The sequence below is a fragment of the Bacillus sp. 220_BSPC genome, assembly GCF_001054655.1.
In the GTDB taxonomy this organism is placed as follows: domain Bacteria; phylum Bacillota; class Bacilli; order Bacillales; family DSM-1321; genus Peribacillus; species Peribacillus frigoritolerans.
Map to the genome: position 1 here is coordinate 1 of NZ_JVPL01000139.1, position 22,423 is coordinate 22,423.

Genomic DNA, 22,423 nt, shown 5'->3' on the forward strand with positions numbered 1-22,423 from the left:
GCGAGTGCCTGGAGTGGAAATCAACGTCCAAATTGTACAAGCCATAAAAAATAGACAAACTCGATTTTCATCGAGTTTGTCTACAGTCTGAAAGGACGATTCATTTATTGAATCGTCCTTTTTTATAAGCCAGACCGATATGCTGATGGTGTACAGGCTTCAAGCAATTTGAATTTGGCATTGAAATAGGTTTGATGTGAATAGCCGGCCAATTGTGAGATTTCCTCCAATGATAAATCCGTTTCCTTTAATAAACGTTTAGCTTCCCTAATTCGAACTTGGTGCAGCGTATTTCGAAAAGACTCGCCGGATTCAGCCGCAAATCGACGGCTGAGTGTACTTTTATTGATTCGCAGAGTATCTGCACAACTCGCTAGATTCCACTGGGCGTCCCAATAGTTGGACTCGATCAGCTCCCTTGCCTTTTCGCTGATTGTGCGTGCCCCTTCCTGTAATTGTCCATGATCCTGCAGAAGCATATGGGTGGTGAACGCATGCAGCTCTTTCACTATTTGATGTATGACAGGTTTATGTACAATTTGCTGAAATACATCATAGTATATGGCTTCCAGGGAAGCATTTTGCAAGTTGTATGATTTCATATGCCTGCGAATCTGTGCAAGTACGCTTGTAAGGCGGATACGAACGATTTCCGGGTCGGGGTATGGTCGTTCGAAGGTGAGGAATTCACGTTCAATCCAGTTCCTGATAGCCTTCGCATCCCGTCGTTCGAGCATTTCTATCCATAGTCTTTGTTCAAGAGGAGTGAGGAATGGATCCATCTCTCGATGCGAAGTCTGTTGACTTTCGGCTAAGATGATATCATATCCATCGAAAAAGATTTGTCTCGTAAATTCACGAGTTTGCTGATACATCCTTTTTAAAGACTCGTCTGAAGTTGCCGCCTTTATTATGATGGCAAGGGGCTCATCCATTCTATCTTTCCAATGGGCAAGGAAGGCCTGATACTCTTCCTTATATATCTCCATTTCCTTTGTTTCCTGGACACATAAAATAAAATCCGATAAAGCGAAGATTTGATTCTTCCCAGTAAAAGAATATCGTTGCAGTTCATCATAAACTAATGGAAGGGTCTTGTTATCAGGTGTCAAGAAAGCGACCATGGTTATCCGGCTTTCATGCTTCCGGTCAGTCAAGAAGAAATCTGGATACCCAATATCCAGAGCATTCTCATCATCCATGGTGTTTGAAGAGATATGACCTGGACCATTTCTCAATTGAAAACGTAATTGTTGGATATGTTTTACCAAATCTGCCGAAGAAAAAGGACGGAATAAAACATCTTCAGCTCGAAAACGTAAGGCTCGATAAGCGGTTTGGAAGATTCGCTCAGATGAAATCCCTAACCATCGAATTCCCTTCCGCTTTAACGAAACACCCATCGCCTCACTTTCATCCGTCCAAATATCCATATCCAAAATAACGAATTCAGGTTGCTGATTGCGTATGCCCTTTTCGAATTCTTCAATCGTTTTCCATAAGATCAATCTAACTCCCGTTAGGTGGGACTCCACGATCCAACGAATTCCTTGAGCCTCAATCTCATCTTTTGCCACCAAATGTATTTCCACATCATCACCTCATTTCTGCTGTTATTCCACTAATGAATAATAAAAAGTCAGCACATGAATAGAAAAGGGTTCCCTGATCTTTTCGAAAGCACTTTCATCTCATCTCCATTCTAATCCCGCCGAAAACTACAAACAAGTCTTATTAGGCAGAACCTGCGATTTAGATTAAACTTTGACATTCTCAACTGATATTTTCACCCCATATATATGTGCTTAAATAAAAAAAGAAACATCGTGGAAACGTTGTGATTTCCAATGATGTTTCTTTTTTATCATTTTAATCTTCAATACATCTAGAACCTTTATAATCAATTAATATTGACATCAACTTCTTTACCTATGTTTTCTTCCGAAGCATCCGTCAATTTTAATGATAATAGGGTGATGACACCTATTATAAGTAATCCAGATAAAATAAACATCCCTTGAGTAAATGCAACAGTTCCGAGAATCATCGGTCCTACAAAACCGCCTAAAGCCGCAAATGAATTGACTATGGCTATTCCAACTGGGGCAGTGGACTCAGTGAAGAAAAATGTCATATAGGCAAAGAAACATCCACTGAACCCGTATAACCCGAAAGATGTAATCGTTAACATAAGCACCATCATAAAAACACTATTTGAAAAGCCGCATCCGATAAATCCGACTACCGCTATCATGAGGCAAACGAGCAAATGTGTTTTATGTTCATTAGTCCGATCTGAATTCCAGCCTACAAACATAACCGCAGGTATACCGACTAAAGATGGAATCATCGCTAACCAGCCTATTTCTAAATTAGTTGTTGCGTTTTCCGATAAAGATTTTATGATGGTTGGCATCCAAAATGACAATCCATAGATGGATGTGTATCCTGCAAAATAAAAAAGGGCCAACTTCCAGATTTTCGAATCTTTCAGCATATCAAGCTTCGTGACTTTATTTATTTTCGAGCTAACTTTTCTTTCCGCACTCAATTCGCCTTCTAACCAATCACTTTCTTCCTTTGATAACCATTTAGCGTTAGACGGTCTATTAGTTAAATAGAAAACAACAACAATTCCTATAATAATGGCCGGAATGCCTTCAAGAATGAACATCCATCTCCACCCAGCCATACCGAACCAGGAAATATTGTCAAGAATCCAGGTGGACACAGGCGCACCAATCAATCCGCCAATCGGAAGGGCTAAAAGCAAAACCGCTGTTGCCCTTCCTCTTTCGCGGGCCCTGAACCAATAAGTTAAATACAAAATTATACCAGGGAAAAAACCAGCTTCGGCAACACCTAATAAAAAACGGAGAATATATAAATGCATCGTTGTTTGGGCAAAACCTGTTAATATTACCACAAGCCCCCACGAAATCATTATACGGGCAATCCATATCCGAGCTCCCACTTTATGCATGATCATGTTGCTAGGAACTTCAAAAAAGAAATAGCCGATGAAGAAAATACCAGAAAGCAATCCAAAAACTTCAGCGGATAAGGCTAATTCTGCATTCATTTGTAAAGCAGCATAGCCTAAATTGACCCTGTCCAAGTAAGCGATGATATACAAAAGCAGGATAAATGGAAGAATGCGTTTCATCGTCTTACTGATCGTTCGTTTCTCTATTTCACCACTGGAATGATTCAAGATTATTTCCTCCCTTTTCATGCTACTATTTCCCAAAAAAGTTTACTACAACTCTTTTCCAGCTTCCCGACACTCTGGTTCATTCCTAGCTCTCAATTTATCCTGAAAACCACCACCCTCCATTTACATATACTGAATCCAACAATATTATTAATACACTCCATATACTCAGGGCTAAAGAGGAATAAGCCTTTCTGCAAGACAGTGACCGATTGTATAGGAATCCTTGAAAACCTCCTATTTAAACTGAATTAACCTTCCCAATACTTGACCCCAAATACTTGTAAGCGCTTTCCTAATGCGTGAAAACCATTTAAGAAAGCGTTGTGATTATTCATGATCTACGTTAGATTAAATAGACCAGCAATCATTTAACTAGACTGTAGTCTGATATTAAACTATATAGGAATATTCTGTCAATTATCATTTGGAGGTTTTTTATGATTGAACCAAGAAAGAAACAACTTAGGGGAGAAAAGACTCGTGAAAAAATTTTACAAATATCTCTAAAGCTATTTAGCGAAAAAGGTTACGATAAAGTTACCGTTGACGAAATCGTGAAAAAAAGCGGTTCATCAAAAGGGTCATTTTACCAACACTTTTCAGCGAAATCGGACATTTTTTTAGTAAGATTCATAGAAGTCGATGATTACTATCGCGAAGTCTTCCGTTCGTTCCCAGTCGATATGGACGCTACCGAGAAATTGTTTATTTTCATTCGCAAATTGATGCGTTTTCTGGAAGTAGAAATGGGCAAAGATTTAATGAAAGTGATTTACAGTTCCGCTTTAGATTCGAAAGAACATACTTACTTTTTAAATTCAAACCGCTCACTCTTCAAAATCATTCGTTCATTAATTGAAGAGGCGAAAGAACAAAACGACATTGGCACTGACCAATCAGTTAACGAAATTTCACAACTTATCATCCAAAGCCTGATGGGAATCATCTATCATTGGGGATTAAACAACTCAGAACAAAGCTTGGAATCACTATCCATACCGCTAACCAAAACAATCATTAATGGGCTTAAAACCAAGAACTAATAGATAAATCAAAAGATTCATTTCTAAAAATCTGACATTTAATTCAATATTAACCCCAACCTTACTGAATAGTCAGGGAAACTCCATTAATATATAAGGTTCATACATTTTCTTTATTTCAATTAAGTGTCAAACAAAGTAAACGAGGAGTAGAATGCCAGATATCATGAAACGATTTTTATTTATCACCCTATATGCACTATTATTTGGATTATCGCTGCAGGCTTTTAATTTCAAGCTTGACCACCCTATTGCCAAAGATATAAGCCGTCTGATGCCAGTTAAAATGAAAGTGATAAAGGCAGAAGATAGTGAAGAAGAAATCAAAAAAGTCGTTTTGGATGCCGAAAAAAACGATGATCCCATTTCCATTGCCGGAATGCAGCATAGCCAAGGAGGGCAGACATTATATCCAAACGGGATCCTGCTCGATATGAAGAACTATGATAAAATACTTGATTTGGATGTAAAAGAAAAACGCATCACGGTCCAAAGCGGAGCAACCTGGGCTGCTCTTCAGGAATACATCAACCCATATGGACTTGCACTGCAGGTCAGTCAATCTCAAAACATTTTTACCATTGGCGGTTCTTTGAGCGTTAATGTCCATGGCCGGGATATTCGTCATCATGCCTTGATAGAAACCGTGGAATCTTTTAGATTTCTTGACGCAAAAGGACAAATCCTATCAGTGAGCCGCGAAGAAAATTCGGAGCTCTTCCATACGGTTATTGGCGGGTATGGATTGTTTGGAGTCATACTCGATGTAACACTCCACCTTACCGATGACGAACTTTATAACATTAAAACTAAATCACTTCATTATGATGAATATACGTCGTACTTTAAAAGAGAAGTTCTTCAAAACGATGATGTTAAAATGCATCTTGCAAGAATATCTGTTGCTCCTGGCTCCTATTTGGATGAAATGTATGTAACGGATTATTATAGGGCAAATGACCAAACAAGGCTATCTGACTACAATACTCTCAAACGGGAAACAATCATTGCCGTGCCTAAATTCTTTCTTGGCCTCTCACGTTTTAATGACTGGGGTAAAAAAAGGTTTTGGGAAACTCAAAAAGCCTACACGGCCAATATTGATGGCAACTTGGTTTCGAGGAATAATGTGATGCGGTCGGATTCAGCATTCATGGATTACAGCAACCCCACCAAAACTGAAGTGCTGCAAGAATACTTCGTTCCGATTGAACAATTTGCTGATTATATCGATGACTTAAGAAGAACCTTATCTGATGAGAAAGATTTTAATTTATTAAATATCACAATTCGTTATGTGGAACATAATGATGAATCACTCATGTCCTATGCCAAGGATGATATGTTCGCTTTAGTGATGCTCATCAATCAAGGGACAGATGACGAAAGCAAGGATAATACAGGAAGGGTCATCCGTAACATGATCGATGTGACGCTTGACCATAACGGCAGCTACTATCTGCCCTATTATGGGTATCCAACCAAGACACAATTATTTGAAGCGTATCCGCGTACTGAGGAATTCTTTCGATTAAAGAAGAAATATGATCCTGATAATCGCTTCATGAATCTTTTCTATGAGGAGTATCATCCATGAATTATAAACGTTTTGTTTTTTACCAAGGCACTGTTGGAATGGCTGCCAGCATGATTTTCCCCTTTTATATTTTGCTAATCAAAAATGTGGGCACCAGTTATTCGCAATTCGGGTGGGCATATGGAATATTCTCATTGACTGCAGCGCTTAGCTATCCTTTAATCGGAAAATTCACTGACAAAACAGGTGACAAAGCATTTCTCCTTATCTATTCATGGGGGATGGCACTTATCCTGCTTGCCTTTCCTCTCGCATATGAAATTTGGCATGTCTATCTCCTGCAAATCATTATGGGAGTACTTGGGGCAGTACAAAGAAACACTGAAAAAACGGTACTGGCAAGATATGTAACGAAGAAAACCGCGGGTGCGGAAATCGGGAACTACCATGTTTGGACCTCCGTCGGTGCTGCAGCTGCGGTGATTGCAACCGGATATTTAGTCGACTTTTTAACGATCGGCAGCATCTTTTACATAGCCTCCCTAATGTTTGCCTGGAGTGGATTTATTATAATGAAGATGGAGGAAAATACATCACTATCTAATGCAGAAAAACTAAAAATATAAGCATTTATTACTGGTAGCGCCAATAAATCAGTTACCCCTTTTAAAAGAAAAGCATCTGCATTAACCTCAGCAGATGCTTCTTTTACCATATATTCATTTGCTGATCAAAAAACTATAAATGATCTTACAAAAAATATTAAACCTGCTGCCCATTTTTCAATTTGGTTTCGTTATATATACGAATATTAGTACAATTAAAGATAATGGACATTAGCACATATAATAAAATACTACTTTCTTTTCAATTTGATAATTATTTTTTCGTCTAAAAAAACTAATGACAGCATTATTATACCCATTCCAATCAATTGATGAATAGACAACGCTTCATGTAAAAAGAAAAAGCCTAAAATCATTCCGATGACAGGCACTATATAATTACTATATGAAGTAAATAATGCGCCTTCTTGCCGAATCAGCCTGTTAAATAATGCATAAACAACACCTGCATGGAAAATGCCTAAAATCGCTAAGTAGATAGATTGAGATCGTGCTATATCCATTTTGAAAGATTGCTCTAACAAAAGGGACAAGGGTATGAGCAATGCACTGGCAATCAGTAATACATTTCTCATATGAATGACGGAAGATCCCTCGTTTAATTTCTCCATGAAAATCAATGATAATCCAAAACTCATAGCAGCCAATATCATGAGGATGTTCCCCTGAATACTGTTAGAAAGGTCTTGGATTCCTTGTGTCGGCCAGGAAAGGAAGACAATACCTGCAAATCCGAATAGGATACTTGTAATCTCCGGCCTTGTGCTTTTTCTTTTGAAAAATGCTAGTAAAAAAAGGATGGTAAAGATGGGAACCATTCCTATCAGCACCGCTGCGATACTGCTAGGCACCGATTTCTGGCCTTGTGCAATAAAGACGAATGGCAGTACAACCTCGAAAAAAGCAATGATTATATACCATTTATAATAACTCCTGGGTACTTTTCGCTCTGCTTTTGATAAAAACAAACCAAAGAAGAGTAAACAGATACCGCCGATGCATGCTTTGATGGCAGACAATGTAATAACACCAACATTTTCTATGACTAATGCAATAAAGAAGAATTGAGATCCCCATATACCACTAATCATGAGTAACAACAAATATTTATTCATTACTTTCCCTCCCTTTTCAGCAATGGGTCGGCAAAAGTCTTACCATTATGCTTGGATTGAATTCCACCAAAATAATTCGTGCCGATTACCCCAGCAAGAATGATCATTGCACCTATTACATGATAATAATGAATCGATTCATGTAAGAAAATCACCCCTGCCATTATCGTAATCAATGTCGCTAAATTACTAAAAACGCTCATTTTAGATGCTGGTAATATAGATAATGAATAGTTTGATAAAAAAGCAGTAAGCAGTGACGATAATACCCCAAGATATACGATTGAAATGAGAAATGCACCATTTGTGAAGGGTAATAAAAAGCTGCTGATAGATTGGTTAATTATATGGTTGATGACGGCCATACTATTAAAAGTCACAAAACCATAGAATGTCATCACATACGTTAACGTAAATAGTGAATATTGCTTTGTTACCTTCCTCGCTACCACATTATAGAGAGCGGCAGCAATCGAGGATAATAAGATCAGGATCGTTCCTTTCAAACTGTGAGCCGCATGTTGCAAGTCATTCATGACAAAGATAAAGATAACTCCCAGCACAGATAAACAAAGAAAAAATTTCTGACCTCTACCTGCGTATTCTTTCAAAAATAATGAAGCTGATAATAATGTAAAAATTGGTATGGTCGCTTGGATAATACCCGCTTCTGAAGATGAGGTATAAATGAGACCAAACACTTGAAATGTAAAGAATAAAATTGGATAAAGGAACACCAACGGAAGAATTTTCACAGAATCCTTTGCACTCATTTTCACTGATGTCCTCCTAAATAGCTTAATAATTATGGCGATCAACAAAGCCATCGTAAATCGATGTGCCAATGTATCTAGCGGACTAGCTTCCATTAATGATATTTTTGTAAAGAAAAATGAAAATCCAATAATAATGGCATATAGTATCGCCGCAAGATAGGCTTTTTTATTTTCTGGCATATTGAGTAATCCTCCCTTTCAACACCCGGCCGGTTGTTAGTATCGTATTAAAAGTTCCACTACGATACAATACAAATATGAAGCATCTGTAACGGTACAGTTTTAGGAGGTATTCATGCTAAAATACGTAGCTTTGTTTAATGAATTTGAATCTCTCATCCAGAATGGACGGCTCAAAGCGGGCTTTAAACTCCCATCTATTCGTCAATTAAGCGATCAACATCAATGTAGTAAAAGTACAGTCTTGAAAGCCCTGCAAGAATTGGAAAAGAGGCATTTAATCTACGCGGTTCCTAAAAGCGGATATTATGTCGTACAAAAAGAATTTGATGGTAAACGCGAACCCACAACGGACATCGACTTTGTTACCTCCGCTCCCGCTTGGCATCAATTTCCGTATCATGGCTTTCAACATTGCATTAACAAAGCCATCGATACCTATCAGCAAGAATTGTTTATCTATGGTACTCCAAAAGGACTGCCCTCTTTAATTAAAGTGATACAAAAACAATTAGAGCAGTATCAGGTTTTCGCAAAAGAAGAACAGGTTTTCATTACTTCTGGCGTGCAGCAAGCACTTTCCTTATTAACGTTAATCCCCTTTCCAAATGAACGTACTCATATACTCGTTGAGCAGCCTAGTTATCATCTATTTGTGGAGCAATTGAAAGCGTACAAGATTTCCGTGCGAGGAATCGAACGAACAGCAGAAGGTATTGATTTAGAGGAGTTAGAACGGATTTTTAGTGATCAGGAAATTAAATTCTTTTATACGATGCCACGTTTTCATAATCCGTTAGGGACTTCTTACTCTAAAATGGAAAGAGTGGAGATACTAAAACTTGCGGTAAAGTATGGTGTCTATATTGTAGAAGATGATTATTTAGCGGATTTCGAAGAAAATATGAAGGTAGACCCTATTTTTTCCGAGGACACCCATAACATGGTCATTTATTTAAAAAGCTTCTCTAAAATAATGTTTCCAGGATTACGCATAGGTGTGGCCGTATTGCCTAAACCATTAACGGACAGCTTCCAACTATATAAAAGAACAGCTGATATTGATAGTTCCATGATTTCACAAGCAGCCTTGGAAATCTACATAAAAAGCGGTATGTTTAAACACCATAGAAACAAAGTGCGACTTTCCTATTCATTGCGTGCAAACATGCTATATGATGCTCTAGAAAAGTACTCTGCTCCAGGCTTTTATCGCCCAGCATCCATATGTATGAACGCTCATATCGTACTGCCTCATCGTTTAAATAGTACTCACCTCATCAATAACTTACAGAATCAACAAGTACTGGTAGAGACGATGGGTCAAAATTATATAGATGGCTTTCACCAGGAAAAAATATTAAAACTAAACGTGTCCAATACAAATATACAAAAACTTGAGCAAGGAATAGCTCTTATTTTCAATGAATTGAATAAAAAGGAGAATTATTACTTATAAAACTTTTACATAAGGTATAGTCACTTTCCACACAACAAAAAATAGTGAAAATATTTTTTCTTATTGTAGAACTGAAAAAATATGGGAAAATGAGCACAAACAAAAAAGAGCCAATTAGAATCGGCTCTCAACAAAGTTTTATTTATAAAATTTGATACGATCCTCAAGTGGTTTGAATTCTTTATCACCCGGTTGAGCTGTTGGATTTCCAAATGGCATTTGCGCAATCAATTTCCAATTGCTTGGAACATTCCATTCTTTTTTCACTTCATCATCAATTAGAGGATTATAATGCTGTAAAGTTGCTCCCAATCCTTCTGCTTCAAGTGCCGTCCAAACAACTAATTGATGCATGCCTGATGTTTGTTGTGACCAGATTGGGAAGTTATCGGCATACGTTGCAAATTGTTCTTGAAGTGATTTCACTACAGATTCATCTTCAAAGAATAATATTGACCCATATCCCGCTTTGAAGGAATCCATTTTTTGTTGAGTGCCAGAGAAATCTCCCTCACCAACCGCTTTCCTTAAAGCCTGCGTCGTAATATCCCATAATTTATCATGTGCCGATCCTGTTAAAACAACAAGGCGGGAGGATTGGGAATTAAAAGCCGATGGCGTGTGTTTTACCGCAAATTCAACTATTTCTTTAATTTTCTCATCCGATACTTGGACTTCTTTATTGATTCCATAATATGATCGTCTCTCTTTAATGGCTGTGTAAAAATCTATTGTCATGATTCATTCCTCCAGAACATTTTTTCTATTTCAAATGATTATTCCATTTTTTATTTCTACCTATTTTAGTATGGTCATAAACCCATATATCATTCGCAATTATTCTTTAATGTATTCCTTGGTGCTTCTTACTGTATCAATGGGACGGACCAACTTTTCGATTTGATCCCTTTTCGGTTCCAAGAACGGTGGTAAAGATAACTTTTCCCCAAGCGTTTCATACGGCTCATCCCCCATGAATCCAGGACCATCCGTGGCAAACTCGAATAAAATTTGCGGCGCCACTCTTACGTAAAGCGACTCAAAGAAGTGACGATCGACATAACCGGACGTATGAAATTGGAAGCTTTCCATTCGTTTGATCCATTCTTCCAGAACGGAACGGTCTTCAACACGGAAGGCTGTATGGTGAACAGTCCCAGAACCCTGCCGTGCCTGAGGAAGGATCGAATTATGCTCGACGATCACTTGTGCACCATTCCCGCCTTCCCCTACCTCAAATAGGTGAAATGATCCTTCCTTGTCTATTTCTTTGAATAAAAGGACTTTTTCCATCATTTCTTTAAAGTAATCGAAATTGGCGATCCGAATGAAAATTGGTCCTAATCCTGTAATAGCGTATTCCAGAGGAATCGGCCCTTTTTGCCAAGGGATTCCAGCTGCAACCCCTTCATTATTTTCATCTGAGATCAATTGATATTGCTGATCATCAAAATCCACAAATGAAATGATCTTTTTGCCAAACTGTTCTTGGATTCCTGTATTCTTTACCTCTAATCGGTCAAAGCGTTTAACCCAATACTCCAATGCCGCATCAGTCGGTACACGGAAGGATGTTTTGGAAATCTCATTAGTCCCATGCTCTCCTTTAGGAATACCAGGAAAATCGAAGAATGTCATGTCAGTACCCGCACCGCCAACATCGTCGGCAAAAAACAGGTGATAGGTTTGGATATCATCTTGGTTAACAGTTTTCTTGACTAAACGCATGCCTAATATATTTGTGAAAAATTCATAATTTTTTTCAGCACTACTTGTTATGGCCGTTACGTGGTGTATACCTTTTAAACCATTCATACATAATTCCTCCCATTAAAACGATTCAATTTATGGATATTCAGCGTTTTCCTTAATCCCCTATATTTTTCCTTCAAAAAAGAGTGGCTATTCATTAAAGGGGTTTGATAAGGTGTTTCTTATTATCTTGAATTAATATATCTTTATTTAAAGATAATTTATCATGAATACCCTTCACTGTCAATAAGATTGTCTCAAATTAATATATCTCAAAATAAAAATAATTTCAGACAAAAAACTTTTTTCCTTAAAGTAAAGACCATTCTGTATTGGGTTAATGTCATAGCTATAAATAGCGGCAAAGACAATCAATTCTTTGGCAATAATGAAGTAACACTATTAATGTGTTCCCATACGAAAGCCCCCAACATAAAGCAAACTCTTTACGTGAGGGCTATTTCGTTTTGATTACTTATTTTACTTGATGCAAATCAGCTTGTTTTCCAGATGAAGAGTTTGTGCCATCATTTTCTTTTGACCTCTTAGAGGAAAGATAAACTCCTGCGAAAATAATCAGCAGGCCAATGATTACATTAGGATTAATCGCTTCTCCAAGCAGGATATACCCCCAAACCATAGCGGTAGCAGGAATAAGGTATGTAACAGATGCGGCTAACTCAGGGCTGCCATTTTTATTGATGTAGAAATAGATCAGCTGGCCGACCCCAGAGCCAAAGCAACCAAGTCCGACTATGGCGAAAATCGTCAGCGGTTCCATCAGCATCACTGGCTTAAACGGCTCTGTTAGTAGCATCCCGATCAAACCGATAACGGCACCCGTGAGCAGCGTAAACGTCGTAATGATCAATATGCTGGTACTGGAAAGAAATCTTTTCGTAAAATGACCGGCAAAACCATAACAGATGGACGCTAGCAGCATTGTCCCAATCCCGATGAATTCCCTTCCGAAAAGCTGACCGATTTGAAAATCCATCAATACTAGAATTCCGAAGAAACCAATTAGAATGCCCATCCATTGTCGGGGGGTTAGAACGTATGAAAAAATGATAAATCCGATGATTCCCGTCCAGATCGGAGTGGTTGCATTTAGAATCGATGCCGTGCTGCTGTTAATCTCCGTTTCACTTAAAGGTATTAATCCCCATGCTAATCCGCAATTGAAGATTCCGACAACGACCAGTGCTTTCCATGGCAATTTCCAATTGATTTCCCTGCGCTTCCACCATAAGATGGGAAGCAGAACAACAGCACCCGCCAAACAGCGGAGAAATACAATCCCCCAAATGCCCGCAGGCGGTAGCAGCCACTTCATAAAAACAAACGATAAACCCCATATCAAACTAAGGCCGATTAAAGCCCCGTATAATCGAAGCATGATGCTCCCCCTTCCTACTTTCCTATTATGACAAACATTGTTAGGGATTTCATAAAAAAATCTTGCTATATAAGATGAACTTGAAATTTTTTTCAGCCAAAATGAAACAACAGCCTATAAAGGCAAGATAAAGATGTCTAAAAAAAAGTGGCTTGAGTTCATTAAAGAAGGCAAGCCACTGTGCAGGCTTGCCTTCATCTAAAAATGATGTAAAAAACGCAGCTTATTATTTCGTTTCTTCAGCCTACCGCCCGTTTAAATTTCTGTGCTAAAGTTTGGGATAATACCTTTTACTTAAAATTTTCTCTTATACCCATAAGCTAATTTGATATTGATATTAGTAATAAGTACGTTTTATCTGCTCAAATATTTACGTTTGTCGCCTAATAAATCAAGTGATTATTATATTTTTACATCGGCATCAGAATTGACCATTATTTTCATATTGGCGATGGCTACAGTTTCTCCATTTTGTTTTTTTATTTCTTGGTTGATTGTTACAACACCTTGATAGTCCTTTTCAAAAAGATCAATCACCTTTAATTCTACATGTATCGTGTCCCCAATAAAAGTAGGGTTTGTAAATCGTACTTTCTCCAATCCATAAAATGCAACGACGATTCCTGGTTCAAATTGAAATAAGCCGGTTGCAGCCGAAAGTATAAGCATTCCGTGGGCTATCCTTTGCTTAAATTGGGTATTTGCTGCATACTCCTTATCAGTATGGAGAGGAAACCAGTCACCGCTAAATGCTGAAAACATTACTAGATCTGCTTCGGTTATAGTACGTCCTTTCGACACCCATGTTTCTCCGATTTCATATTGATGGAAATATTTATTAAACATTTTTCCAATCTCCTTCTACTTGGGCTTAAATTAGCAGGCGGAAAATTCAGATATTAAATACTATAGAATATATAATTTAGTGATAGTTTTTAAAATCAACAACTATAAAAATGTTTTGAAGACGTATTATCTGATGTAAAAAGCGTTTAAATCTAGAAATCGAAACTTATTTTCCAATGCTCACCGGCAAATATTTAAACGATGGCAAACAAGCTGAATATACCAATTACAAAGAATACAGCAAGTGTCTTTATAATGGTAATAACAAAAATGTCTTTATATGCCTGGTGATGAGTGAGTCCCGTAACAGCCAGAAGAGTAATTATAGCTCCATTATGTGGTAAAGTATCAAATCCACCAGCTGACATAGCAATGACACGATGTAAAACTTCCAACGGAATGTCAAAATGAGCAGCTGTTTGTATATACGTATCCGCCATTAGGCTCAACGTAATGCTCATCCCACCAGATCCAGAACCAGTAATGCCGCACAAAACATTTGTCATGATCGCCCCATTAATTAAAGGATTCGAAAACATACCAGTAAGATAGTCTTGTATCACAGTAAAGCCGGGTAAAGCAGCAATCACACCCCCAAAACCATATTCGGTTGCCGTATTCATGGTTGCAAGCAATGCCCCACTAATCCCTATATTAATACTCGAATTGAAATTTAATTTGACAGCTTTTAAGTTTAATAAGACGGTTGCTATTATTCCGAGAATAAGAGCCATCTCTACAGACCAAACACCGATAACTTTAGACATATCAACATTTCCATAATCTTTTAGCCCAATATTAGCAAAATCAAACCCTTTGGCATACCAAAGAGGAAACGACTCAGTAAAAAACTTATTCATTACTCCAACTAACACTAACGGAATAAAAGCAAGCCAGTCTTTTCTACTTATAGCTTTTTCAGAATCCATCCCCAACTTATTAGTCGTTTCAACCGATAAAGCAGAACTAGCTGCCATTTCTGCTTCAGCAGCTTCCTTATCAATAGCTTTATCCCCAATTCCAAAATACCCTTCACCATTTCTAGCTGCCTTATGTCGACAATGATTTAGATATAAAAGGCTCAAGGAAATGATAAATATTGCCCCAATAATCCCCAATGTCGGTGCAGCATAGATGTCAGTTTTAAAGAATCCCGTTGGAATGACATTCTGAATTTGCGGAGACCCTGGAAGTGAATCCATTGAAAAGGTAAAAGCACTAACTGCAATTGTCGCAGGAATTAAACGCTTTGGAATATTAGCTTCACGAAACAGCTGAGCAGCAAATGGATATATGGCAAACACTGCAACAAACAAACTAACTCCGCTATATGTCAGGATTGCGCCCATTATCACTATGGCTAGAATGGCTTGTTTAGCCCCGATAAAACGGACAATAATTTTAGCTATGCTCTTTGCAACACCGCTTATTTCAACCAATTTCCCAAAAATAGCACCTAGTAGAAAAACCGGGAAGTATAATTTAACAAATTCAACCAACTTAACCATAAATATATTAGAGAAGAAAGGTAAAACATGTCCAGGATCCGTTAAAAATACAGCAAACAAAGCGCACAATGGTGCAAAAAGAATAACAGAAAATCCTCGATATGCTAGAAACATAAGTAATCCAAGTGAAATAATAATTATCATTACATCCATATTGATTTCCCCCTTTTTCTCAAAATATAATATGTTATCATTTGTTGCTGGTTAGAATGCATTGCCCCAAGACTTCTTTGGCATCATAGTTCACTTTTCTAGTGAACATAAAGTAAAGAACTCTAATTAATTTCCCGAATAGATTTTTTAAAAAATAACATTATCTATTTAGTTTATTAACTAAAATCAGTAACTGCACAATCTTCTTTTTTCAAAAATTGGACTTCACTCTGATTTTGTCATGCTGGATTACTGATCAACGAAGTTCGGCTCTCTTTTACTAATAAAGGCTTCAACGCCTTCCTTAACATCCTTCGTCTGAAAAACATGACCAAAGTTTTCAGCTTCAATCATGAGTCCATCTTCAAGTGTTTGTTCATAGCCATAATCAATGGAATGCTTTGCAAAAGTTAAAGATTGTAAAGAATAATTGCAAATACATTTTGCGATTTCCATTGCTTTATTTATGGATTCCCCCTTTGGCACGACATGATTAACAAGCCCTATTTGTTTGGCCTCTTCTGCATTCAATGGCTCGCCAGTAAAGATCAATTCTTTTGCTTTTGCTTTACCTATCAGTCTAGGAAGTCTTTGAGTCCCCCCTGCCCCTGGAAACAATCCCAAATTAATTTCAGGAAGTCCAATCCTAATTTGTTCCTCCGCAATTCGAATGTCACAACTTAAGGCAAGTTCACATCCTCCACCTAATGCTAATCCGTTGATTGCAGCAATGGTTGGACGAGATAGACGTTCAATTTTATTAAGTGGTTCCTGTAGCCAAAGTGATTTCCCCTTTCCTTCTTCGACTCCTTTTCCTATCCATCCTGGAAATTCTTTAATATCTCCACCAGCAACAAAAGCCCTTTCGCCTTCACCTGTAAGGATAATGACCTTAACCTTGAAATCGCTTTCAATTTCATCCACCACAAGATTCAATTGTTCTATAACATCTGCGCTTAATACATTAACAGGTGGATTATCAATAATAATCAGTGCAATAGTACCCTGTTTTGACCATGAAACAACTTGATTTTTATTCTTCATCGGCTTTCCTCCTTAACCTTATTTGAACTTTTGGGTTCCAGATGTTCTTGTATTGTTGAAAACGTGCATCAGTGGGTAAACACAGATATCTTGATAGAATCCATAGTGGTTATGTGCATTTTTTAAAAATTGAAATAATGTATTTATAAAACCTGTACCTTTTTGGATATTCCTTATTTATTCCATACCACTAAACTGTTTTCGAAGAATAAACTTTTGAACCTTACCGGATGGGGTACGTGGAATTTCATCAACAAATGTGACCTTTCTAGGTTTTTTATAGCTAGCAAGATGTTCCTTACAGTAATTAACAACATCTTCTTCCGTAAGTTTGGATCCTTCTTTTTTTACAATAACAGCACATACAGCCTCAATGTATTTCGGATCAGGAATACCAATTATAGAAACTTCCTTCACCTCCTCATGGCGGTATAAGACGTCTTCAATTTCCGCTGAGTAAATGTTTTCACCACCGCTTCGGATCATATCTTTTTTTCTGCCTGCAATTGATAGATACCCATCATGATCGAATTTTCCCAGGTCTCCTGTTTTACACCAACCATTCACAAATGTTTCCATTGTGGCATCAGGTTTCCTCCAATACCCCTCAGAAACCGCTGGACTTTTAATAGCGATTTCACCAATTTCACCAACAGGCATGGGTGTTCCATCTTCATCAATAATATTAATTTCTGTAAGCGGCATCGGCTTTCCAACGGTATGGCCTTTTGTAAAAGCATCCTGTGGTTCTAGCGATGCCGCAATTGGTTGTCCTTCAGTTAACCCGTAAACTTGAACAACTCCAATATGAGGAAACCTCTTTTTTAATTGTTCCAATGCCCATGGCATTAGCGGGTCACCACCTGTATATATAGTTTTTAAAGATTTTAGCTGATACTCTTCAATTTCAGGCAAATTTAGCATTTCATAAATCATAAAAGGGAATAAAAAAGCATCAGTCACATTTTCCTGTTCAATAACGGAAAGAATTCTTCCAATCTCGAATTCTTGGCTTTTTGTAATTATTACGCTGCCACCCATCATAAGAATAGGAAGTGCGATATCTTCCATCGCTCCAACATGGTATAGTGGTCCTGTCGTCATCGCAACTTCTATCCCTGTAAATTTCCATTTCAGCGCTTGAATCGTAGAAAACCAGAAAGTTGTATCATGAGTCCAAATCGCACCTTTAGGTCTTCCCGTTGTGCCTGATGTGTACATCAGCATGACCGGATCGTTTAATTTAATGTTATCGACTTTGACCTCATCTACCGAACCACTTTCTAAAACACTCCATGACTCAGACCAACCTGGGATTGAGCCATTTCTATGAGGAAGACAAAAATAACGCTCAACCGAAACATGATTAAAAACTGATTCCAGCTGACTGGCTAAGTTCGAATGGAAGCACAATATTTTTGTCTGTGAATCATTTAATGCATACTCAAGCTCAGCACTTGATAGCCTAAAATTAAGTCGAACGGCAATTGCGCCGATTTTCGCAATGGCAAAATATAGACTAAAATATTCGAGACAGTTGTAAAGTAAAATACCGACACGATCCCCTTTTCGAACTCCTAATTCGTAAAACTTGTTTGCATACGCATTTGATATATGGTGGAGATCCATGTACGTCATTGACTTTCCTACTTCTTCTTTTATTGCTATTTTTCTAGGATTTAAATTATTTAAATCATTTGCCATTTTTCTTGTTATAAAACCGACATCCAATGAAATTCCTCCTTTTCAGTTTAAGCAGATTCAAATTATAGTTTATCGATTCCTTTCCTCCTTTCTTCAAATTTGAATGCAAGATTCATTCCAACACGTAACCCCCCTATACTGACTTACTTTTTCTAATTATCGTGGAATATTCAATTATTTATTTTCTGATTTTTCAGAAAATAATTAAAAAAAATCAACTGAATTTAGATCAGTTGATTTTTTATTCATTAATTTTCATAATTTAAATAAAATTTAAATCTGTTCTATAGTCTTTTTCTCCTTTAATGTGAACTTTACCTACACTAATATTGAAATTAAAATATTTATCCGGGATTTCGGAATGAATTCTGAAATCCCGGATTAATTTTTATTGGTCAGAAATCTGATATTTTTTTATTTTATCGTAAAGGGTGGAATTCCCTATTCCAAGAGTTTCCGCAACCCGTTTTTTATCAAACTTAAACCTTCTTAACGCTCTTTCGATTGCCTTCTTTTCTGTTTCCTCCACAATATCCTTTAAACTTTCTTCTTTCATTTTAACGTTATGACGTTTTAGATAATCAGGTAAAGCATCTTTTCCGATTACTTCGTCATTTGATAGGTGAACACCTGCATCAATCACATTCTCTAGTTCTCTGATATTCCCTGGCCAGTTATATTGCTCTATTACTGAAAGCACCTCAGGATGTACAGAAGTTACTCGTTTTCCTATTCGAGCTGTGACTTTTTTTAAAAAATAATCAACAAGTACAGGGATATCTTCAATTCTATCTCTTAAAGGGGGAACAAATAATTGGACTGCATTAATTCTATAAAATAGGTCTTCACGAAATAGCTTTTCTTCCACCAATTTTTCTAAAGGGCGATTTGTTGCAGCAATCACTCGAACATTAGTTTTTTTGGATAAAGCGAACCTACAGGCTCAAATTCCTTTTCCTGAAGAACCCTTAATAACTTGACTTGCATATGCTGAGGCATATCACCAATTTCGTCAAGGAAAACAGTTCCACCATCAGCAAATTGAAACTTTCCTATTTTCCCTCCCTTGTTTGCCCCTGTAAAGGCACCTTCTTCATAACCGAAAAGTTCAGATTCTAACAAGTGTTCCGGAATTGAAGTACAATTTATTTTCACAAGTGGTTTGTCACTTCTCCCACTTAACTGATGAATGCTATGTGCTATTATTTCCTTGCCTGTACCGCTTTCTCCTCTAATTAGTACAGAGATATCACCTCTAGCAACCCTTTTCACAAGTTCTTTTAACTGTTGTATTTCTTGTGAATTTCCAATTAAATTGTGTAAGGAATACTTTACTCCATTTATAACATCTCTTTCATTTTTGTAAAAATTATGTTTTGTCAGTATCTCCTTAATGTGGCTATTCATTTTGTTCCAGTCATCAAGATCACGAAACATTATTGTCCCAATCGCACCAATTATTTCCTTATTCTCGATAATAGGAATGCGATTAGCTATAACAAAATCACCCCGAAGAAAATGTATATCAGCGATTTCCGATTTACCTATTTGCACCACTAGGTGTAGCCTTGTATTTTCAATTATATTCGTCACATGTTCACCAATCACTGTACTGCGTTCAACATTTAAAAATTCACAATATTTATTGCTAATATATTGAATTTTTGCGTGACTATCGACAATTACAATTCCATAATATGTACTTTCAAACACCATATCTAATAGTTTATTATTGGATAATTGTCCAGTATTCATCATTAGTTCTCCTTTACCTAGAATGCTTTACCATATAATACCACGCAATCCATTCAATATATATTTACGAAGTGAGAATTCCCCAAAAATCACTGAGTTTTAAATGCCCTCTCTAGCCTAGGAATATTTTTTCCATATAGATGATTTATTTACCGCAAAAAAAAAGCCTGGCAACCTTTTTTATAGTTGCTAGACTTAAGTTCATTTTAAGATCAATCCCAATTAACAGCAATTTTAACGGATGCGAAAGGTTCGTTCCTCCACGCAGACCATTTAATAGGCAGCCAGGTCCCGCAGTGCCTTTTCCACTTTTTCAGGATTCACCATGAATGATTTCTCTAATGATGGTGAATATGGCATAGCAGGAACATCCGGGCCCGCGAGTCTCATGATTGGGGCATCAAGATCGAAGAGGCAGTTTTCTGCAATGATCGCCGATACTTCACTAATGATGCTTCCTTCCTTATTATCTTCAGTAATCAATAGGACTTTTCCTGTTTTAGATGCAGCTTCCATTATGGCTTCTTGATCTAATGGATAAACTGTTCGTAAATCAAGTATATGAACGGATATGCCATCACTGGCCAGCCTTTCAGCTGCCTGAAGCGCAAAATGAACACAAAGGCCATAAGTAATCACAGTAACGTCCTCGCCTTCACGTTTTACATCCGCCTTACCAATCGGTAAAACATAATCATCATTCGGCACTTCTTCTTTAATTAGGCGATAGGCTCTTTTATGTTCAAAGAAAAGGACAGGGTCATCATCGCGAATGGCGGCTTTCAATAACCCTTTCACGTCATAGGGTGTAGAGGGCATGACAATTTTAAGTCCCGGTTGATTGGCAAAAATGGCTTCAACGGATTGTGAATGGTATAACGCCCCATGTACACCACCGCCGTATGGAGCTCTGATGACGATAGGACAATGCCAGTCATTATTGGAGCGATAACGGATTTTTGCAGCTTCCGAAATGATTTGGTTGATTGCTGGCATGATAAAATCAGCGAATTGCATTTCCGCAATCGGCCTCATTCCATACATGGCCGCGCCGATGCCGACTCCTGCGATTGCGGATTCAGCAAGCGGTGTATCAATGACACGCTGTTCACCGAATTGTTCGTATAACCCTGAAGTCGCTTTAAACACGCCGCCCTTTACCCCTACGTCCTCACCTAATACAAATACACGGGAATCACGTTCCATTTCTTCCCGCATCGCCATTATCACGGCATCTATATAAGATATCACTGCCATCTTCTTTCCTCCTTACCTTTCTGCGTAAACGTATTTTGAGAGCGTGTCTTCATTTGCAAATGGAGCATTTTCCGCATAATCCGTCGCTTCGTTCACAACTTCCATTATTTCCTCGTTCAATTGTTTTTCCATTTGATCATCCATGATTCCCACTGCTTTTAAATAGGCGCCAAAAGTAATGATTGAATCTATTTTTTTTGCCTCCGATACTTCATCAGGCGACCTGTATTGACTATCATCATCATCGCTTGAATGTGGTGTAAGCCTGTATGAAACCGTTTCGATTAAGCTTGGGCCCTCACCACGCCTTCCTCTCTCAGCAGCTTCTTTCACCACCCGGTATACTTCGATCGGATCATTTCCATCAACCGTCACCCCTGGCATGCCGTAACCAATGGCCCGGTCGGACACTTTCCCGCAAGCCAATTGCTTTTCAATAGGGACGGAAATGGCATACTGATTATTTTCGCACATCAAGATGACCGGAAGTTTATGTACACCTGCGAAATTCGCTCCTTCATGAAAATCACCTTGGTTTGATGAACCCTCACCGAATGTAACGAATGAAACAATATCTTTTCCTTCCATTTTTGCAGCGAGTGCAATCCCCACTGCATGTGGCACTTGAGTCGTAACTGGCGAAGATCCCGTCACGATTCGATTCTTTTTTTGCCCAAAATGCCCAGGCATTTGACGCCCGCCTGAATTTGGATCTTCTGCCTTGGCAAAACTGGATAACATTAAATCCCTCGCGGTCATCCCAAACGCGAGCACCACCCCTAGATCCCTATAATAAGGAAGGACATAATCATTTTCACGATTCAACGCAAATGCTGCACCCACTTGAGCTGCTTCTTGCCCTTGACAAGAAACGACAAATGGAATTTTTCCAGATCTGTTCAACAGCCACATCCGTTCATCCACTCTTCTTGCCAACAACATAATTCTATACATCTCAAGCACCAGCTCATCACTAAGACCTGCCTGTAGATGGCGGTTTTCAACCATATGTTCATCCCTCCTAATAATTAAAACGGTTTTCTGTTAAAACC

The 22,423-nt window shown here is 37.9% G+C and carries 18 protein-coding genes and 1 pseudogene; 4 read left to right on the plus strand and 15 right to left on the minus strand.

Translation table 11 applies throughout. The features are described from left to right. Positions 1 to 122 precede the first annotated feature (122 nt). On the minus strand, positions 123 to 1,592 hold the full coding sequence (locus ADA55_RS09155) for a helix-turn-helix transcriptional regulator (RefSeq protein WP_048682348.1): 1,470 nt from the start codon (positions 1,590 to 1,592) through the stop codon (positions 123 to 125). Between the two features lie 308 nt (positions 1,593 to 1,900). Further along, positions 1,901 to 3,214, minus strand: a complete 1,314-nt coding sequence (locus ADA55_RS09160) for an MFS transporter (RefSeq protein WP_048682352.1) — start codon at positions 3,212 to 3,214, stop codon at positions 1,901 to 1,903. 440 nt (positions 3,215 to 3,654) lie between these two features. On the opposite strand from ADA55_RS09160, the gene ADA55_RS09165 reads away from it, so the two are divergent. The 3 genes from ADA55_RS09165 to ADA55_RS09175 all read left to right on the plus strand — a co-directional run bounded on the left by ADA55_RS09165 (position 3,655) and on the right by ADA55_RS09175 (position 6,423). Continuing rightward, the gene (locus ADA55_RS09165) at positions 3,655 to 4,260 is read left to right on the plus strand and encodes a TetR/AcrR family transcriptional regulator (protein WP_048682354.1); all 606 of its coding nucleotides are present in this window, start codon (positions 3,655 to 3,657) and stop codon (positions 4,258 to 4,260) included. Between the two features lie 154 nt (positions 4,261 to 4,414). After that, positions 4,415 to 5,857: an FAD-binding oxidoreductase gene (locus tag ADA55_RS09170; RefSeq protein WP_373689725.1), complete on the plus strand. Its 1,443-nt coding sequence runs from the start codon at positions 4,415 to 4,417 to the stop codon at positions 5,855 to 5,857. After that, entirely contained in the window at positions 5,854 to 6,423 is a 570-nt protein-coding gene (locus tag ADA55_RS09175) for an MFS transporter (protein ID WP_048682362.1), read from the plus strand. The genes ADA55_RS09170 and ADA55_RS09175 overlap by 4 nt, the downstream gene beginning before the upstream one ends. A 230-nt stretch (positions 6,424 to 6,653) precedes the next feature. On the opposite strand, the gene ADA55_RS09180 is transcribed toward ADA55_RS09175, so the two are convergent. Next, positions 6,654 to 7,538: a DMT family transporter gene (locus tag ADA55_RS09180; RefSeq protein ID WP_048682365.1), complete on the minus strand. Its 885-nt coding sequence runs from the start codon at positions 7,536 to 7,538 to the stop codon at positions 6,654 to 6,656. Then, the gene (locus tag ADA55_RS09185) at positions 7,538 to 8,494 is read right to left on the minus strand and encodes a DMT family transporter (protein ID WP_048682369.1); all 957 of its coding nucleotides are present in this window, start codon (positions 8,492 to 8,494) and stop codon (positions 7,538 to 7,540) included. The genes ADA55_RS09180 and ADA55_RS09185 overlap by 1 nt, the downstream gene beginning before the upstream one ends. A gap of 115 nt (positions 8,495 to 8,609) precedes the next feature. On the opposite strand from ADA55_RS09185, the gene ADA55_RS09190 reads away from it, so the two are divergent. Next, positions 8,610 to 9,953, plus strand: coding sequence for a PLP-dependent aminotransferase family protein (locus tag ADA55_RS09190; RefSeq protein WP_048682372.1), 1,344 nt, complete (start codon positions 8,610 to 8,612; stop codon positions 9,951 to 9,953). Positions 9,954 to 10,091: 138 nt separating this feature from the next. Here ADA55_RS09190 and ADA55_RS09195 read toward each other — a convergent pair whose 3' ends face one another. The 11 genes and pseudogenes from ADA55_RS09195 to ADA55_RS09240 form a co-directional block, all read right to left on the minus strand. Further along, a complete protein-coding gene (locus tag ADA55_RS09195; protein WP_048682375.1) occupies positions 10,092 to 10,691 on the minus strand; it encodes a nitroreductase family protein in 600 nt (199 codons plus the stop codon). Between the two features lie 99 nt (positions 10,692 to 10,790). After that, positions 10,791 to 11,768 (minus strand): ring-cleaving dioxygenase, encoded by a 978-nt coding sequence (locus ADA55_RS09200; protein WP_048682378.1) that lies wholly within the window; start codon positions 11,766 to 11,768, stop codon positions 10,791 to 10,793. A gap of 412 nt (positions 11,769 to 12,180) precedes the next feature. Continuing rightward, on the minus strand, positions 12,181 to 13,104 hold the full coding sequence (locus ADA55_RS09205; RefSeq protein WP_048682381.1) for a DMT family transporter: 924 nt from the start codon (positions 13,102 to 13,104) through the stop codon (positions 12,181 to 12,183). A 402-nt stretch (positions 13,105 to 13,506) separates the two neighbouring features. Beyond that, positions 13,507 to 13,950 carry a MaoC/PaaZ C-terminal domain-containing protein gene (locus ADA55_RS09210; protein WP_048682384.1) on the minus strand — a complete coding sequence of 148 codons (444 nt, stop codon included), beginning with the start codon at positions 13,948 to 13,950 and terminating at the stop codon, positions 13,507 to 13,509. Positions 13,951 to 14,144: 194 nt separating this feature from the next. Continuing rightward, positions 14,145 to 15,611, minus strand: coding sequence for a GntP family permease (locus ADA55_RS09215; RefSeq protein WP_048682388.1), 1,467 nt, complete (start codon positions 15,609 to 15,611; stop codon positions 14,145 to 14,147). 249 nt (positions 15,612 to 15,860) lie between these two features. Further along, complete coding sequence (locus ADA55_RS09220) at positions 15,861 to 16,655, minus strand: enoyl-CoA hydratase/isomerase family protein (RefSeq protein WP_048682391.1); 795 nt, start codon at positions 16,653 to 16,655, stop codon at positions 15,861 to 15,863. 177 nt (positions 16,656 to 16,832) lie between these two features. After that, on the minus strand, positions 16,833 to 18,386 hold the full coding sequence (locus ADA55_RS09225) for an acyl-CoA synthetase (RefSeq protein ID WP_048682394.1): 1,554 nt from the start codon (positions 18,384 to 18,386) through the stop codon (positions 16,833 to 16,835). 361 nt (positions 18,387 to 18,747) lie between these two features. Further along, entirely contained in the window at positions 18,748 to 18,915 is a 168-nt protein-coding gene (locus ADA55_RS31205; protein ID WP_311765539.1) for a helix-turn-helix domain-containing protein, read from the minus strand. 315 nt (positions 18,916 to 19,230) lie between these two features. Continuing rightward, positions 19,231 to 20,117 (minus strand): annotated as a pseudogene (locus ADA55_RS31210) (sigma-54 interaction domain-containing protein); the annotation flags it as partial. Between the two features lie 270 nt (positions 20,118 to 20,387). Continuing rightward, entirely contained in the window at positions 20,388 to 21,371 is a 984-nt protein-coding gene (locus ADA55_RS09235) for an alpha-ketoacid dehydrogenase subunit beta (RefSeq protein WP_048682397.1), read from the minus strand. 12 nt (positions 21,372 to 21,383) lie between these two features. Beyond that, the gene (locus ADA55_RS09240) at positions 21,384 to 22,379 is read right to left on the minus strand and encodes a thiamine pyrophosphate-dependent dehydrogenase E1 component subunit alpha (RefSeq protein WP_048682401.1); all 996 of its coding nucleotides are present in this window, start codon (positions 22,377 to 22,379) and stop codon (positions 21,384 to 21,386) included. Between the last annotated feature and the right edge of the window lie 44 nt (positions 22,380 to 22,423).

Excerpts from the sequence above, each read along its gene's own strand:
- ADA55_RS09220 (WP_048682391.1), bottom strand. The coding sequence starts at position 16,655 with ATGAAGAATAAAAATCAAGTTGTTTCATGGTCAAAACAGGGTACTATT.
- ADA55_RS09195 (WP_048682375.1), bottom strand. The coding sequence starts at position 10,691 with ATGACAATAGATTTTTACACAGCCATTAAAGAGAGACGATCATATTAT.
- ADA55_RS09190 (WP_048682372.1), top strand. The coding sequence starts at position 8,610 with ATGCTAAAATACGTAGCTTTGTTTAATGAATTTGAATCTCTCATCCAG.
- ADA55_RS09210 (WP_048682384.1), bottom strand. The coding sequence starts at position 13,950 with ATGTTTAATAAATATTTCCATCAATATGAAATCGGAGAAACATGGGTG.
- ADA55_RS09175 (WP_048682362.1), top strand. The coding sequence starts at position 5,854 with ATGAATTATAAACGTTTTGTTTTTTACCAAGGCACTGTTGGAATGGCT.
- ADA55_RS31205 (WP_311765539.1), bottom strand. The coding sequence starts at position 18,915 with ATGAAAGAAGAAAGTTTAAAGGATATTGTGGAGGAAACAGAAAAGAAG.
- ADA55_RS09200 (WP_048682378.1), bottom strand. The coding sequence starts at position 11,768 with ATGAATGGTTTAAAAGGTATACACCACGTAACGGCCATAACAAGTAGT.
- ADA55_RS09180 (WP_048682365.1), bottom strand. The coding sequence starts at position 7,538 with ATGAATAAATATTTGTTGTTACTCATGATTAGTGGTATATGGGGATCT.
- ADA55_RS09205 (WP_048682381.1), bottom strand. The coding sequence starts at position 13,104 with ATGCTTCGATTATACGGGGCTTTAATCGGCCTTAGTTTGATATGGGGT.
- ADA55_RS09215 (WP_048682388.1), bottom strand. The coding sequence starts at position 15,611 with ATGGATGTAATGATAATTATTATTTCACTTGGATTACTTATGTTTCTA.
- ADA55_RS09165 (WP_048682354.1), top strand. The coding sequence starts at position 3,655 with ATGATTGAACCAAGAAAGAAACAACTTAGGGGAGAAAAGACTCGTGAA.
- ADA55_RS09185 (WP_048682369.1), bottom strand. The coding sequence starts at position 8,494 with ATGCCAGAAAATAAAAAAGCCTATCTTGCGGCGATACTATATGCCATT.
- ADA55_RS09240 (WP_048682401.1), bottom strand. The coding sequence starts at position 22,379 with ATGGTTGAAAACCGCCATCTACAGGCAGGTCTTAGTGATGAGCTGGTG.
- ADA55_RS09170 (WP_373689725.1), top strand. The coding sequence starts at position 4,415 with ATGCCAGATATCATGAAACGATTTTTATTTATCACCCTATATGCACTA.
- ADA55_RS09235 (WP_048682397.1), bottom strand. The coding sequence starts at position 21,371 with ATGGCAGTGATATCTTATATAGATGCCGTGATAATGGCGATGCGGGAA.